Genomic DNA, 14574 nt, shown 5'->3' on the forward strand with positions numbered 1-14574 from the left:
CTAGCTTGATCCGCAACTCGATAACGCAGCCTTGGGGGCTGCGTTTTTTTTGATTAATCAAAATGGCCAGATCTGTTGGCATAAAAAAAGGCCGAACACTTGGTCCGGCCTTTTTTAAAATAAATATCAGATCGCCTAGCGTGTGTTTTTAGACAGCTCTTCGGCCACCAAAAACGCAAGTTCCAAAGCTTGTGACGCATTCAAGCGTGGGTCACAGGCTGTGTGGTAACGATCTGCCAGATTTTCGTCGGTCACTTCAATAGCACCACCGGTGCATTCGGTCACATCCGCGCCCGTCATCTCGAAGTGAACGCCACCTGGAATGGTACCGTGCTCGCGATGGATTTCAAAGAATTCCTGAACTTCGCTCAAAACGCTTTCAAACGGACGGGTTTTATAGCCGCTGTCTGATTTGATCGTGTTGCCGTGCATCGGATCGCAAGACCAAACAACGTTTGCGCCCTCTTCTTTCACAGCTTGGATCAAACGTGGCAGATGATCTTTGACATTGCCGGCCCCAAAACGTGCGATCAAGGTCAAGCGCCCTGCCTCGTTTGCTGGGTTGAGCTTTTTCATCAAGATTTTTAGGTCTTCCGTTGTGGTTGTTGGACCACATTTCAAACCGATTGGGTTGGACACACCAGAACAGAATTCGACATGCGCCCCATCAGGCTGACGTGTGCGATCGCCGATCCAGATCATGTGACCCGATCCTGCAACAGTATCGCCCAAGGTGCTGTCCACACGGGTCAACGCCTCTTCGTATTCCAACAGCAACGCTTCGTGCGAGGTGTAGAAATCCACTGTTTTCAATTCATTATTATTGTCAGACGTCATGCCCGCAGCGCGCATGAAATCCAGCGCGTCTTGGATGCGATTGGCCATATCGCGGTATTTCTCGGCTTCGTCGGCCTCCGTGAAGCCCAGAGTCCAACCATGCACGCGGTGCACATCGGCAAAACCACCTTTTGAGTAAGCGCGCAACAAGTTCAAGCTTGCCGCGGCTTGGGTGTAGGCCTGCAACATGCGGTCAGGGTCGGGGATACGCGCTTCAGGTGTGAAGTCGAACCCGTTGATGATGTCACCGCGGTAGCTTGGCAGCTCCACACCATTTGATGTCTCTGTCGGCGCAGAGCGTGGCTTGGCAAATTGCCCCGCCATACGACCAACTTTAACCACCGGCACTTTAGCGCCAAAGGTCAAAACCATCGCCATTTGCAGCATCACTTTGAATGTATCGCGAATTTGGTCTGCACCGAACTCAGCAAAGCTTTCCGCACAATCGCCACCTTGCAACAAAAACGCTTCACCGCGCGAAGCCGCTGCCAGTTGTGACTTTAGTGTTTTGGTCTCGCCCGCAAAGACAAGAGGAGGATACTTGGAGAGTTGTGCCTCAACCGCGTTGAGTTTTGCCTCGTCCGTATACTCGGGCATTTGCACACGCGGTTTGTTACGCCATGCTGATTTTACCCAATCCGTCATTGTCTCTACTCCGGGAAATTAATTCATTTATGCCGCGTGACGCAGAGTTTTAGCGCGAGCAGCCCAAGCGTTATAGGCGCAGGTCTTGGGTTGGAAAACCCAAAATGGTAAAAAAAGATGCGCAATTTAGGGGCAATTGCACAATGAACGTACGTGAAAGATGCAAACTCGTTCCATAACCACACCAAATTTGGGGTGATCTGGCCCCAAAGTGCTCTTCGTAGCTCTTTCAAACAGACCTAGATGACCGCCATGACGTAACGTGATCATCGGTTGATTCTTAAAAAAACCTTCGATCTCAGGGTATTTTTACATCCCGCTCACACACCGCAGGAGATCGCAACCTCACCGTTTGGTGCTAAAAATGGGCATTTTTGTACATTTGGACTAAAACAGCGCGCTATTTGATGCATTACGTCGAAAAAAACATGGCCAGCGCGTATGGACGTCTCTGTGCTTTTCATTTCGAAATTGCCGATCTACGCTTTCATCAGGACAATGATTCAACTTGGAGTTTCTCGATGAAAAAAATTCTACTGGCCACTGCGGCTACAACACTTATTGCTGGCGCGTCATATGCCGACGAAATCAAACTGGGTCTGATGCTTGGATTTTCTGGTCCTGCTGAATCTTTGGCAGCGGACATGGCTGGCGGCGTGCGCGCTGCGGTAAAAGAAATCTCAGACAGCGGCAAGTTCTTGGGGGGCACAACCGTCGCGCTCGTTGAGGGCGATTCTACATGTACGGATGCCGCAGTTGCGTCTTCTGTTGCAGAACGCATGATCACATCCGACGGTATCGTCGGCCTTGTTGGTGCCTTGTGTTCCGGTGCGACAGGTGCGGCTTTGACCAATGTTGCGGTGCCAAACGGCATGGTGATGTTCTCGCCATCCGCGACATCCCCATCTTTGACAACCATCGAAGACAACGGCCTGTTCTTCCGCGCTTCCCCATCTGATGCGCGCCAAGGTCAAGTTATGGCTGAATCATTGCTTGAAAAAGGCATAAAGACCGCAGCTGTCACCTACACAAACAACGACTACGGCAAAGGCTTGGCCGATGCGTTTGAAACGTCCTACACAGCAATGGGCGGCAAAGTCACAATCAACACATCCCATGAAGATGGCAAAGCGGATTACTCTGCCGAAGTCGGCGCATTGGCGTCTGCTGGCGGTGATATTCTTGTTGTTGTTGGTTACATCGACCAAGGTGGCCCTGGCATCATTCGCGCAGCACTCGACACAGGTGCCTTTGATCGCTTCCACCTGCCCGATGCGATGATCGGCGCTTCATTGGAAGAGCGTTTTGGCACTGAAATCGAAGGTGCGACTGGTCAAGTTCCAGGGTCAGATTCCCCAGGTGGCGAGCTGCTCGTCGCGATTGGCGAAGCAAACGGCTACAACGGCACAGCACCTTACGCACCTGAGTCCTATGACGCAGGCGCTCTGATCTTGCTGGCAATGCAAGCGGCTGGATCAACGGATCCACAGGTTTACAAAGACTTCGTGATGGATGTTGCCAATGCGCCGGGTGAGGAAATCTTCCCAGGTGAATTGGCCAAAGCCCTCGATATCCTCGCCGCAGGTGGTGAAATTGACTATGTCGGCGGCACCGCTGCAGAGTTGATCGAGCCCGGCGAAGCGGCTGGATCTTACCGTGAAATTATTGTCAAAGACGGTAAAATCACCACTGTTGGCTACCGCTAGTCGGTTAGACATTATGCGCAGCCCGAGATCTCATCTCGGGCTGTTTGCATAGCCGATCCAAGAAAAAACGGTAAATCCAAGGGGATAGCTATATGATCGAAGTGCGTGATTTACACATGCATTTCGGCGGATTTCGCGCGGTGGACGGGGCATCGCTTTCCATCAAGGAAGGTTCCATAACGGGTCTCATTGGCCCAAATGGCGCGGGAAAAACGTCGCTTTTCAACTGCATCGCGGGTGTATTAACGCCTACAAGTGGACAAATTTTATTTGATGGCGAAGACGTCACAGGCCTGAAACCGCATCAATTGTTCCACAAAGGCATATTGCGGACCTTTCAGATCGCGCATGAATTTTCCACCATGACGGTGCGCGAAAACCTGATGATGGTGCCAGCCAATCAATCGGGTGAAACGCTTTGGAACGCTTGGTTTAAACGCGGTCAGATTGCGATCGAAGAAGCGACTTTGCGCAAAAAAGCCGATGAAGTCCTTGAATTTTTGACAATTTCTCACATCGCGGATGAGAAGGCTGGCAATATCTCAGGCGGTCAAAAAAAGCTCGTCGAACTGGGCCGTACCATGATGGTCGACGCTAAAATCGTGTTTTTGGACGAAGTGGGCGCAGGCGTGAACCGCACCCTGCTTTACACAATTGCCGATGCGATCAAGCGTCTGAACACTGAGCGTGGGTATACATTTTGTATGATCGAACACGATATGGAGTTCATCAAAATGCTCTGTGATCCGGTGATCGTTATGGCCGCAGGCCAAGTGATGGCGACAGGATCAGCCGAAGACATCATGCAAAATGAACAGGTGATCGAGGCCTATCTTGGCACGGGAATCAAAAACAAAGAAGCCACTGAAGGCCTGACCAAAGACGCCACCCCTGCAGCATCGGAGAGCACATCATGAGCTATTTGAGTGCCACCCATATGACTGGCGGCTACGGCGGTGCGGATATTTTGCATGATTGCGAATTGTCGGTCGAGCAAGGCGAAATCGCAGTGATCGTTGGCCCGAATGGTGCCGGAAAATCCACAGCGATGAAGGCCGTGTTTGGGATGCTGAATATCCACACCGGGTCCGTTGTGCTGGACGGTGAGGATATCACCAAACTGTCCCCGCAAGAACGCGTCTACAAAGGCATGGGGTTCGTGCCACAGACTTCAAACATCTTTCCGACTATGACGGTTGCGGAAAATCTGGAAATGGGCGCGTTCATTCGTACCGATGATTTTCGCGAAACCATGGAACAGGTTTATGAAATTTTTCCCGCGGTCTATGAAAAGCGCAATCAGAACGCAGGCGAATTGTCCGGCGGTCAACGTCAACAGGTTGCGGTCAGCCGCGCCTTGATGACAAAACCCAAATTGCTGATGCTGGACGAGCCAACGGCAGGCGTCTCGCCCATAGTTATGGATGAATTGTTCGACCGGATTATCGAGGTGGCCAAAACAGGTATCGCAGTGCTGATGGTGGAACAAAACGCCAGACAAGCGCTTGATATCGCAGATAAAGGCTATGTTTTGGTGCAAGGCGCTAATGCCTATACCGACACAGGCGTTGCCTTGCTCGCGAACCCTGAAGTGCGCCGCACTTTCTTGGGGGGTTAGACTATGCTCAGACTGGTCGTTCCAACACTTGTGTTTGCTCCGATTGTGATCGGTGTGCCGATTTACGTCTACACATCCTATGTGGAAAACCAAAAAAGCAACCTGCCAGCCGAGCTGTTTTGCTTGTCCGATATCATCTGCGAAGGCAGCGCCGCCAATTGCCGTGATGGATCAGCGCCGCTGAAGTTTAAACGCGGTGATAATTTCGATGGCGAAATGCAGTTTGATAACGGACGCAAATTGACCGGCTCTGTGACAGCGGTTGCCGGACAAATGTCAGGGCTTTTTGACGAACAAGGCGGTGGAACATATGAGCTTGAAATCACGACAAAGGCCTTCACCTTGATGCACCGCGTTCCAGATCTGCGTGACACACAAAAAGAAACCTATTTTCAGGGCACATGTGAGAGGGTGAATTGATGGATATTCTCAATGCCTTAGTGGCATTTGCGAACTTTGTACTCGTGCCGGGTACTGCTTATGGCGCACAGCTTGCGCTTGGGGCCCTTGGGGTCACGCTTATTTACGGAATTTTGCGGTTCTCAAATTTTGCCCACGGCGACACCATGGCGTTCGGCACGATGTTTACCGTGTTGATCACCGCCGCGATGAAATCTGTTGGGATCAGCTTTGGCCCCTTGCCCACCGCCCTGCTCGCTTTGCCGTTTGCGATCCTGTGTACCATGGCTTTGGTGCTTGCCACCGATCGCGTGGTGTACCGGTTCTATCGCAAGGTCAAAGCGGCGCCCGTGATGTTGGTGATCGTATCGATGGGCGTCATGTTTGTGATGAACGGCGCGGTACGGATGTTCGTTGGCACCGATGATCGACGCTTTGCGGATGGGGAACGTTTCATCATCACAGCCCGCGATTTCAAAACCATGACAGGCCTGTCCGAGGGCCTTGCCATCCGCACGACGCAAGTCATTACCGTGGTGGCGGCGATCATCGTTGTGGCGGCATTGTTTTGGTTTTTGAACAGAACTCGCACAGGGAAATCGATGCGCGCCTACGCAGATAACGAAGATTTGGCGCTTTTGTCAGGCATCAATCCTGAACGTGTTGTGACAATCACTTGGTTGATCGTGGCGGCTTTGGCCACGGTCGCAGGCACGCTTTATGGATTAGATAAGTCGTTTAAGCCATTCATATACATGCAACTTTTACTACCCATATTCGCGTCTGCCATCGTCGGCGGGCTTGGGTCACCTTTGGGCGCCATTGCTGGCGGCTTTGTCATCGCCTTTTCCGAAGTGACGCTGACCTATGCGTTCAAAAAAGTTCTCACCTATCTGGTGCCAGAGAGTTGGGCCCCCGACGGATTGGTGCAGCTCTTGTCCACCGATTACAAATTCGCTGTGTCGTTTGCGATTTTGATCATCGTTTTACTGTTCAAACCAACAGGTCTGTTTAAGGGGAAATCGGTATGAGCCATTCTCAAAATCAAACCCCGACTTCTGCTTACCGCGCGCCTTTGTACTTTGGCGCTATGGCAGCCCTCATCATCGCTGTCGGCTTTATCCAGTCTTGGAATTCGGCTTTATTCATTTTGAACATGGGGCTGATTTCCGCGATTATGGCGCTTGGTGTGAACCTGCAATGGGGCTTTGCAGGTCTGTTTAACGTTGGCGTTATGGGCTTTGTCGCATTGGGCGGACTGGCCGTCGTGCTTGTTTCGACCTCTCCCGTTGGTGAGGCTTGGCAAGCGGGCGGTGCCCGAGTGCTCTTTGCGCTTATGCTGGGCGTTGGCACAATTGTTGGCGCGATCCTGCTGTGGAAAAAACTTGCCAAAGGTCGGGTGCGCGCGATTATCGTAACGGCTTGGATCATTGCGGGGTTCTTTATTTTCCGTGCCGTATTTGATCCTGCTGTTGCAGCCATTGAATCTGTGAACCCAGCGATTTCAGGTAATCTTGGAGGGCTTGGCCTACCGGTCTTGATTGCTTGGCCGGTTGGCGGTTTGTTCGCTGCGGGGGCTGCATGGCTGGTGGCGAAAACCGCTTTGGGTCTGCGGTCTGATTACTTGGCAATCGCGACGCTTGGCATTGCTGAAATCATTATCGCGGTGATGAAAAATGAAGATTGGATGGGCCGCGGCGTGAAAAACGTCATCGGCCTGCCCCGCCCTGTGCCTTATGAAATCGATTTACAGCAAAGCGAATGGTTCATCGGAATGATGCAATCCATCGGCGCTGATCCTGTCACCGCGTCCAGTATTTTCGTCAAGCTTTGCTATGCGGGCCTGTTTTTGGCGGTTATCCTATTGCTGATCACAGCCATGCAGCTGGCGCTCAATTCGCCTTGGGGGCGGATGATGCGCGCGATTCGTGACAATGAAGTGTCGTCTGAGGCCATGGGCAAAGACGTCACAGGGCGTCATCTGCAGATCTTTGTGCTTGGGGCGGCCATTTGTGGTTTGGCTGGCGCGATGATGACCACTTTGGACGGCCAATTGACGCCAGCGTCCTACCAGCCGCTGCGCTTTACCTTTCTGGTCTGGGTCATGGTGATTGTTGGCGGGTCTGGCAACAATTGGGGCGCGGTTCTGGGCGGCCTATTCATTTGGTTCCTTTGGGTCGAAGTCGAACCGATTGGTCGTTTCATAGCCCAAGTTCTGACCTCTGGGTTGGCGGATGACAGCGGTATAAAGGAGGTCATCATGGATCGCATGGTCTACATCCGTCCGTTCACGATGGGACTGGTGTTGCTCTTTGTTCTTAGGTTTAATCCGCGCGGGTTGCTGCCCGAACGCTAGGGCTTTTCCATAGATCAATTGACAAAGGGCGCGCCGTATTTGGTGCGCCCTTTTTTTCGTTTTATGAAACCGACGTCGTATTTCAATTGGGCCTCTGCAAATGCAAAAAGGCGACCCGAAGGCCGCCCTATTCGTCATGTGCCAGTGTCAAACGTTTTAGCTTGCAAACAAAAGGCGTGTTTCATGCTTTTTCAAAGATTTTCGTGCAGACTCGTAATCGGTCAAACCGTCCTTCGTTGCGAGTTCTGGAAAGAGAGAAAACACTTCATCACGCTGCGCAGATTGCAACCCTTTAAGAGATGCCTCACCGGGTTGGAACGTTTCCGTCCAAGCACCGTTGGACAATACAACTTCATGATTATCACACATAAAGTGCACGTAAGATGTTCTGGCAGGGCGTGCCCGCGAAATACCCGGCATGCCGACCAAATGGACTGCAGGCGCCAGAACTTCGCGTTCCTCGAAGTAAAGCTGCGCGCGCTCTGAATTGAGCAAAACACGGTGCTGTGGCGAGACCATCAGATCTCGTTGAGGCAAGCCGTTGCCCAAAGCACCTTTTTGGATCAGCACAGGCGCCAAAGACTCTTGGCAGGCGAAATCAAGTTCGGTGACATCTTTTTGACCAACCCAACGAATTTCCTGTACGCCGTTGTCGCGTGTGAAGACTTTGTCGCCCTCTTTCAATGTTTCAGCACCCACTTCGCCCTGCGGAGTCGCAATAGCAGTGCCTGGTGTGAAACAAACGATCGATTCAATTTCAGAGAAAGTGATCGTGCCCGTCAGTTCACCATCATCGTCATAAAGATAAATGGTGCCACTTTCCGAGTCGTCTTTATCATAAGCTACGGTATAGTCGGCGTAATCGTAATCACTTCTGCTCAGCTGAATGACATCTACATCGTCGCCATCGCTGTCTTCGCCACCTTCGATAGTGCTGTCGCTCGACGCGGCAATAATAAAGGTATCATCGCCTTTTTCCCCGTCGACCGTGTCATCGCCGCCATCTAGGTAGATCGTATCATCGCCGGAGCCGCCTTCGATGTCGTCATCGCCGTCGCCACCATAGATCGTATCGTCACCACTCCCGCCATCGATAACATCGTCGCCATCACCGCCATCGATATAGTCATCGCCGTCATTGCCTTCGATGTCGTCATCGCCGTCGCCGCCATAGATCGTGTCATCGCCATCTCGGCCTTCGATCTCGTCGTCGCCATCACCGCCATCTATGTAGTCGTCGCCGTCACCGCCGTCGATCTCATCACGGCCATCACCGCCGTAGAGCGTGTCATCGCCATCATTGCCTTCGATCTCATCACGGCCATCGCCACCGTAAATCGTATCATCGCCGTCACCGCCAGAGATGTCATCATTGCCATCGCCACCGTAAATCGTATCATCGCCGTCGCCACCATAGATGTCATCATTGCCGCCGCCACCGTCGATGGTGTCATCACCGCTATAGCCTTTAATTGTGTCTTCACCAGATGTGCCGTCTATTTCATTATCACCGCTGTCGCCATAAATCTTGGCCATGATACATCCCCATTTAGTGTAGGCGTAAAAGTCGTTCGGAATCAAAAAATGTCAGAGGCAACTGGCCTGTCGCCTTGCATTTAATCCTGCATTTGCAATCTTAATTTTTTCTTACCATGAATTTAGGGGCCTGATAGAGGGGGATTGTGCGAACATTCCGCAATTTGCGTATTTTTGCTGCTCTGCGGCAAGTTTGACCCCATAAAATGCAGGAAATATGGTGCAAAACGCTTCGCATCCAATTGAAATTATTGCAAATAATGTAGTATCGGCACTATATCGGTGAAGCTTTGTGCAAAAAATGTAGAAAAGTTATAAAAAATAGTCGGGCGTTTCGCGTTGGGAAACGGCTGCACAGATATTTGATATTTTGATCAAATATGGAAACTGCCACATGACAATTGAGCTAAAACCCTAAGCGGGTCTAAGAATCATATGGCTGTTTGACAGTCTTATCCACGGTCATGGTACGACCCCGAATGCCATGCCTCCAAGGCTGGCATTCGGGTAAAATTTTGTATGTTTGAGTGCTTATGACACCAACAATTCAGCTTCGTGTTTGCGTAACACACGACGGGCTGTCTCATAGTGTGAACGACCAGACTGCTCGCGCAATTCAGGGAAGAGCGAGAAGATTTCTTCGCGCTGCTCTTCACCGATACCTGCCAAAGTGAAATCACCAGGCTGGAAGCTTTCAGACCATGTGCCATCCCCTAGGATAACTTCGTGGTGATCAAACATCACGTGGATGTATGTCACTCCTGCGCTCCCCATAAGCTCAACACCATCCATCTTGGTTAAGTATTTTGCAGCCACAAGAACTTCGTGATCTTCAAAGTAGAGTGCAGATCTTTCAGATGAGACGAGCATGCGGTGGTTTGGTGACACCATCATATCGCGCTCTGGCAAGTCATTGCCCAAAGCCCCTTTGCGGATCATCACTGGGCAAAGCTCAGTGCGCAGCATCAAGTCAGCGACAGACAAGGCTTTGTTGCCAACCCAACGGATGGTTTGAAGACCATTGTCGCGGGTGATGACTTTGTCGCCCACTTTGAGGGTCTCAACAGTCACTTCACCTTTTGGTGTCGCGATCATTGTGCCAGGTGTGAAACAAGGGATCACATCCTCGATGTTGGTGTAGTTGATGTTGGCGCTTTCACCTGTGCTTGTGTTCACGAGTTGGATTTGACCGTCATAGCCATTGCCATCGCTATCAGTGTTCTGCACGTGGTTCGTAATTGTCCAGCCATCCGCCAGCAAATCGCTGAGGTTGAGCGTATCCCAATCAACGCCGCCATCACCACCGTTTACTGTGGTGTTGTAAACGCCAGTAGTGACGTCATCAAACGTGATATTGATCGTATCTTGATCATCGTCACCTGACAGAACGTCGTTGTCGCCACCACCATAGATCGTATCTTCGTCTTCGCCGCCATTGACGACGTCAGTGCCTGCACCTGCATAGATGGTATCATCGTCGACGCCGCCGTCGATGGTATCATCGCCGTCACCGCCATAGATCAAATCGTCATCATCTTGACCATAGATCGTGTCATTGCCAGCGCCGCCATCGATAACGTCTTGGCCGTTTTCGACTTCAAGATCCCCCTCATCGTCAGGGATATTCAAGCTGTCTGAGTAAGATGGATCAAGGCCACCATAAATGATGTCATCGCCGTCACCGCCATCGATGTCATCAGAGCCTTCGCCACCGATGATGTAATCGTCGCCGTCTCCACCTAAGATGGTATCGTCGTCAAAGCCGCCGTCGATGGTATCATCGCCTTCACCGCCGTCGATGTAGTCGTCATCATCGCCGCCGGAAATGGTGTCATTGCCAGCACCACCGTAGAGTGTGTCTTTGTCATTCTCGGTATCGTCATCTTCGCCGACGGAGCCATATCCACGATCTGGCAGGCCTGTGTCGCCGCCCACGATGACGTCATCGCCGTCGCCGCCGTAAACCGTGTCATTACCGTCTTCGCCGTAGATTGTGTCATCACCACCTTCGCCGAAGATTTCATCATCGCCATTGCCACCGTAAAGGATGTCATTGCCATCGCTGTCGGATGTCGCAACGAGGGAGATGTTGTCGAGAAGAGGGCCGTAGTTGGAGTTTTCACTGCTGAGCTCAGAGAACTCTAGGCGATCTTCACCAGATCCAGTCACTTCAAATGTGTATGTTTCCCATTCGTCGCCTGCTGTGATTGTTCCAACCAATTCACCACCGAAGTAAACTTCGACTTGATCATCAGAGCCTTCCACACGCTGCATCACATCCACAGAAATAGTGTATGTTTCGCCTGCTGTTGTATCAACATCTTGATAGATACTGTCGACGCCACTGTCGACGTCGAGTTCGATGAATGTACCGCCATCTTGAGAGAATTCGCCTTCGAATCCGTTGCCCCAAGTTTCGATTTGACCGTTTGCATTCTGCCAGCCTTCAATGCTGTCGACTTGGCTAAATGTGCCATCGTCTTGACCGGATTCGAGTTCGCCATTGATAAGCAGGTTTTCGGAAGACGTTGCATCATCACCGTAAATTGTGTCGTCGCCTTCGCCGCCGAGCACTGTGTCATCACCAGCGCCAGCGATCACGATGTCATCATCACCTTCTTCGCCAGTCAGAATAGCATCATCGTTGTCGATCATGTCGCCGTCAGGGTCGTCCGTATAGGTCGCGTCAATCAGGTCATCGCCATCTGTACCCTCGACGATACCGTCAAGAACAACCGCGTCATCGAAAGAAATGTCAGCAATTTTTACTGTACCTGAAGTGTCAGCTGAGTCGCCGTTGTCGTGAATGACGGTAAAGCTTACAATTGGGCCCGCGATTGTCACAGTGACAGTATCAAGCGCGCCTGAGCCTTCAACGCCGCTATCCGCAGCGCCGTCGCCTTCAACTGAGTTGCCGTCAACCTCGTGCAAGTAAAGATCGGAAAATTCTACCGTCACCTCTTCGCCGGCAGCGTTTAAGGCGACGATCGTGATTTTGTCATCCCAAGAGCCGTCCAGCGAGTCGACGTCAAACACTTCGAATGTGACATTCGAGACTTCTTCGTCAAAGGTAAAAATGGCAGCTGTCGGTTCATCAACACCAGAGCTTCGCAGTTCGCCGCGGGACATGGTGAAAGATTTGCAATCTGTTTCTGGTGTCGAAACTGTAACGCCAACTGTGCTGTCACCTGTGGTCGATGAAACTGTTGTCGAACCGTCGGCACCGGTATCGTTGAGATCTAAGGTATAATCGGACATGTTTAACGCTCCTGATTGTCGCCGCGTTCATCGCTGTTCACGACGACGACGCAAATATAATGATTACTAAAATTTGCCGAAGCAAAGCAGACGGGATTAACGCCATTCAAGGTAGAAAATGTGCCTTGAGCGCTCAGACTATATGTCAGACAATGCGTCATACTCTCTCCTACACACGCAAGGGGACACCCCAAACGCGATTACCCGAAGGCGTTACTGGCCATCAATAGCCACGTAAACGGAGAATTAGATACATCTAGCGAGGCAAAACAAACCTCATCCCGCGAACGGGTTACACATGTCTATAGCAGCAGCGGAACGAGCAACCATTCCAAATACAACACGAACACGTATGCCAGATGATCAAACGATCACCTTTCTACGCGGCCGCCCCCGTGGCCGAAAAAAATTATGCCCCCCAGTGGACACATCAAGACATACGATCAAATGCTCTAGCTGCAAAAGGACTTTTCGATGAATTCAGGCAAAGTTGAGGAAAAATACTATTCAATGTAGACGGTTATGGAGTGTTTATACGCGTGTGGAAAAAATTTCTTCACAACTTAAGCGAATGTGTAAAATTTAACCATTTTCATTAAATATAATTAATTCAGAAGGTTAATAAAGTATAGGCCAAGACCTAACTTGCCGTTTGGGCATGAAATCAATGACGGGAATTTCACTGTCTTTGCCTTCATAATTTGATGACTTTGCTTTCATAATTTGATGCGTTTTTAGCCGCCATTTTGACGGTATCCTTGAAAACTCATAAACAATGCCGCCATGTCTGCAAAATTTTCGCTATTTTAGAAACAGTCAGGGGGCAAAAAGTTCGAATCGGGGCAAAGACCTAATCCATTTGAGGCAGGCGATTCGGCTCTAGATGGCCATCAAGGCTGCCAAACATTGGCATAACATCAGTCTATGAAACGCGTTGTCCAAAACTTGTAACAGAAAAACCCCAAAAGCGCGAATGGCTTTGGGGTCTGTCAGACATTCCCGAAGGAATGCAAATTTGGAATGGTACCCGCGGGCGGACTCGAACCGCCAAGCCTGTTACAGCGGGGGATTTTGAATCCCCTGTGTCTACCAATTCCACCACGCGGGCAGATTGAAGTTTAGGTCGCTTAAAACCGTTTGCTTCGTCGTGGGAGGGATTTAGCGAAGCGCGCCGCCATCCACAAGAGGGATATGACAGTTCTTGATAAAAAAATGTCATTTTCTTTTGGCGTGCTTCACCTGCCCCTTATTTTTAAGGCCTTATGTCATAGCTGTGCAGCACTGAAAGTATCGCAGGCCGCTAAGTCACCAGTTTCATAGCCCGTTTTGAACCAAGATTGGCGTTGTTTGGACGTGCCATGGGAAAATGTATGTGGTTGAGGGACACGGCCAGCATTGCGCGCCAGCGTGTCGTCACCGATTTGTTTGGCTGCGTTCAAAGCTTCGGCGATGTCGCCCCGTTCAAGCGACGCGAAACGGATATCAGCTTCACGCGCCCAAATTCCCGAATAGCAATCGGCCTGAAGTTCAATACGCACAGAAATAGCGTTGCTTTGTTCCGTCGAGGATTGCGCGCGGATTTGATTGGCCTGCCCTAAGATACCCAATTCGTTTTGCACGTGATGCGCGACCTCATGAGCGACAACATAAGCAGAGGCAAAGTCACCCCCTGCCCCCAGTTGCTGTTCCATCGTGGTGAAAAATGCTGTGTCGAGATAGACCTTATTGTCGCTGGGACAATAAAACGGCCCCGTCGCACCAGAAGCACCGCCACAGGGGCTTTGGGTCACACCTTTATAGAGCACCAAAATCGGCGGCTGGTATGTTTCGCCCAATTGACGTGCAAAAATATCGCGCCAGATTTCTTCGGTATCGGCCAAGGTCACTGACACAAACTGCGCGGACTGCTCATCAGCAGCTGTGATTTGGGTGGATTGCGTTGTCGCACTGCCGCCGCCCGCCACTTGGTTGAGCAAAGGCGTGACATCGATGCCAAGTGCATATCCAATGATCAAGACGGCAATGATCCCAATGCCGCCGATCCCACCGATAGACTTGCCACCGCTTGCACTGCGTCTACGATCTTCGATGTTGCGCGACCCGCGTCGACCCTGCCATTTCATTTTTTAACCCTCATAAATAAGAACATTCACACATTAGTGCCAGAGCGTCGTCTCACAAGTTAAAATGCTTTCATCTGGCCTTGACCCACGGGCAGC

The 14574-nt window shown here is 51.0% G+C and carries 10 protein-coding genes and 1 tRNA gene; 6 read left to right on the forward strand and 5 right to left on the reverse strand.

Annotation, left to right across the window (positions count from 1 at the left end; translation table 11 throughout):
- Positions 1-135: 135 nt before the first annotated feature.
- The gene (locus tag WNY38_RS01750) at positions 136-1482 is read right to left on the reverse strand and encodes a 3-deoxy-7-phosphoheptulonate synthase class II (RefSeq protein ID WP_342855590.1); all 1347 of its coding nucleotides are present in this window, start codon (positions 1480-1482) and stop codon (positions 136-138) included.
- A gap of 521 nt (positions 1483-2003) precedes the next feature.
- Here WNY38_RS01750 and WNY38_RS01755 point away from each other — a divergent pair.
- The 6 genes from WNY38_RS01755 to WNY38_RS01780 all read left to right on the forward strand — a co-directional run bounded on the left by WNY38_RS01755 (position 2004) and on the right by WNY38_RS01780 (position 7561).
- Entirely contained in the window at positions 2004-3188 is a 1185-nt protein-coding gene (locus tag WNY38_RS01755; protein ID WP_342855591.1) for an ABC transporter substrate-binding protein, read from the forward strand.
- Positions 3189-3280: 92 nt separating this feature from the next.
- Positions 3281-4105, forward strand: a complete 825-nt coding sequence (locus tag WNY38_RS01760; protein ID WP_342855592.1) for an ABC transporter ATP-binding protein — start codon at positions 3281-3283, stop codon at positions 4103-4105.
- Positions 4102-4806 (forward strand): ABC transporter ATP-binding protein, encoded by a 705-nt coding sequence (locus WNY38_RS01765; protein ID WP_342855593.1) that lies wholly within the window; start codon positions 4102-4104, stop codon positions 4804-4806. The genes WNY38_RS01760 and WNY38_RS01765 overlap by 4 nt, the downstream gene beginning before the upstream one ends.
- Before the next feature lie 3 nt (positions 4807-4809).
- Entirely contained in the window at positions 4810-5226 is a 417-nt protein-coding gene (locus tag WNY38_RS01770; protein WP_342855594.1) for a hypothetical protein, read from the forward strand.
- The gene (locus WNY38_RS01775; RefSeq protein ID WP_342855595.1) at positions 5226-6236 is read left to right on the forward strand and encodes a branched-chain amino acid ABC transporter permease; all 1011 of its coding nucleotides are present in this window, start codon (positions 5226-5228) and stop codon (positions 6234-6236) included. The genes WNY38_RS01770 and WNY38_RS01775 overlap by 1 nt, the downstream gene beginning before the upstream one ends.
- Positions 6237-6295: 59 nt before the next feature.
- A complete protein-coding gene (locus WNY38_RS01780; RefSeq protein ID WP_342855809.1) occupies positions 6296-7561 on the forward strand; it encodes a branched-chain amino acid ABC transporter permease in 1266 nt (421 codons plus the stop codon).
- A 156-nt stretch (positions 7562-7717) separates the two neighbouring features.
- On the opposite strand, the gene WNY38_RS01785 is transcribed toward WNY38_RS01780, so the two are convergent.
- The 4 genes from WNY38_RS01785 to WNY38_RS01800 all read right to left on the reverse strand — a co-directional run bounded on the left by WNY38_RS01785 (position 7718) and on the right by WNY38_RS01800 (position 14478).
- Positions 7718-9097 carry a Hint domain-containing protein gene (locus WNY38_RS01785; RefSeq protein WP_342855596.1) on the reverse strand — a complete coding sequence of 460 codons (1380 nt, stop codon included), beginning with the start codon at positions 9095-9097 and terminating at the stop codon, positions 7718-7720.
- Positions 9098-9628: 531 nt separating this feature from the next.
- Positions 9629-12355: a Hint domain-containing protein gene (locus WNY38_RS01790; protein ID WP_342855597.1), complete on the reverse strand. Its 2727-nt coding sequence runs from the start codon at positions 12353-12355 to the stop codon at positions 9629-9631.
- A gap of 1021 nt (positions 12356-13376) precedes the next feature.
- Positions 13377-13463 (reverse strand) — tRNA-Leu (locus tag WNY38_RS01795).
- Positions 13464-13620: 157 nt separating this feature from the next.
- The gene (locus tag WNY38_RS01800; protein WP_342855598.1) at positions 13621-14478 is read right to left on the reverse strand and encodes a neutral zinc metallopeptidase; all 858 of its coding nucleotides are present in this window, start codon (positions 14476-14478) and stop codon (positions 13621-13623) included.
- Positions 14479-14574 lie beyond the last annotated feature (96 nt).

This window comes from Pacificibacter sp. AS14, assembly GCF_038899935.1.
In the GTDB taxonomy this organism is placed as follows: Bacteria; Pseudomonadota; Alphaproteobacteria; order Rhodobacterales; family Rhodobacteraceae; genus Celeribacter.

Excerpts from the sequence above, each read along its gene's own strand:
- WNY38_RS01750 (WP_342855590.1), bottom strand. The coding sequence starts at position 1,482 with ATGACGGATTGGGTAAAATCAGCATGGCGTAACAAACCGCGTGTGCAA.
- WNY38_RS01755 (WP_342855591.1), top strand. The coding sequence starts at position 2,004 with ATGAAAAAAATTCTACTGGCCACTGCGGCTACAACACTTATTGCTGGC.
- WNY38_RS01760 (WP_342855592.1), top strand. The coding sequence starts at position 3,281 with ATGATCGAAGTGCGTGATTTACACATGCATTTCGGCGGATTTCGCGCG.
- WNY38_RS01765 (WP_342855593.1), top strand. The coding sequence starts at position 4,102 with ATGAGCTATTTGAGTGCCACCCATATGACTGGCGGCTACGGCGGTGCG.
- WNY38_RS01770 (WP_342855594.1), top strand. The coding sequence starts at position 4,810 with ATGCTCAGACTGGTCGTTCCAACACTTGTGTTTGCTCCGATTGTGATC.
- WNY38_RS01775 (WP_342855595.1), top strand. The coding sequence starts at position 5,226 with ATGGATATTCTCAATGCCTTAGTGGCATTTGCGAACTTTGTACTCGTG.
- WNY38_RS01780 (WP_342855809.1), top strand. The coding sequence starts at position 6,296 with ATGGCAGCCCTCATCATCGCTGTCGGCTTTATCCAGTCTTGGAATTCG.
- WNY38_RS01785 (WP_342855596.1), bottom strand. The coding sequence starts at position 9,097 with ATGGCCAAGATTTATGGCGACAGCGGTGATAATGAAATAGACGGCACA.
- WNY38_RS01790 (WP_342855597.1), bottom strand. The coding sequence starts at position 12,355 with ATGTCCGATTATACCTTAGATCTCAACGATACCGGTGCCGACGGTTCG.
- WNY38_RS01800 (WP_342855598.1), bottom strand. The coding sequence starts at position 14,478 with ATGAAATGGCAGGGTCGACGCGGGTCGCGCAACATCGAAGATCGTAGA.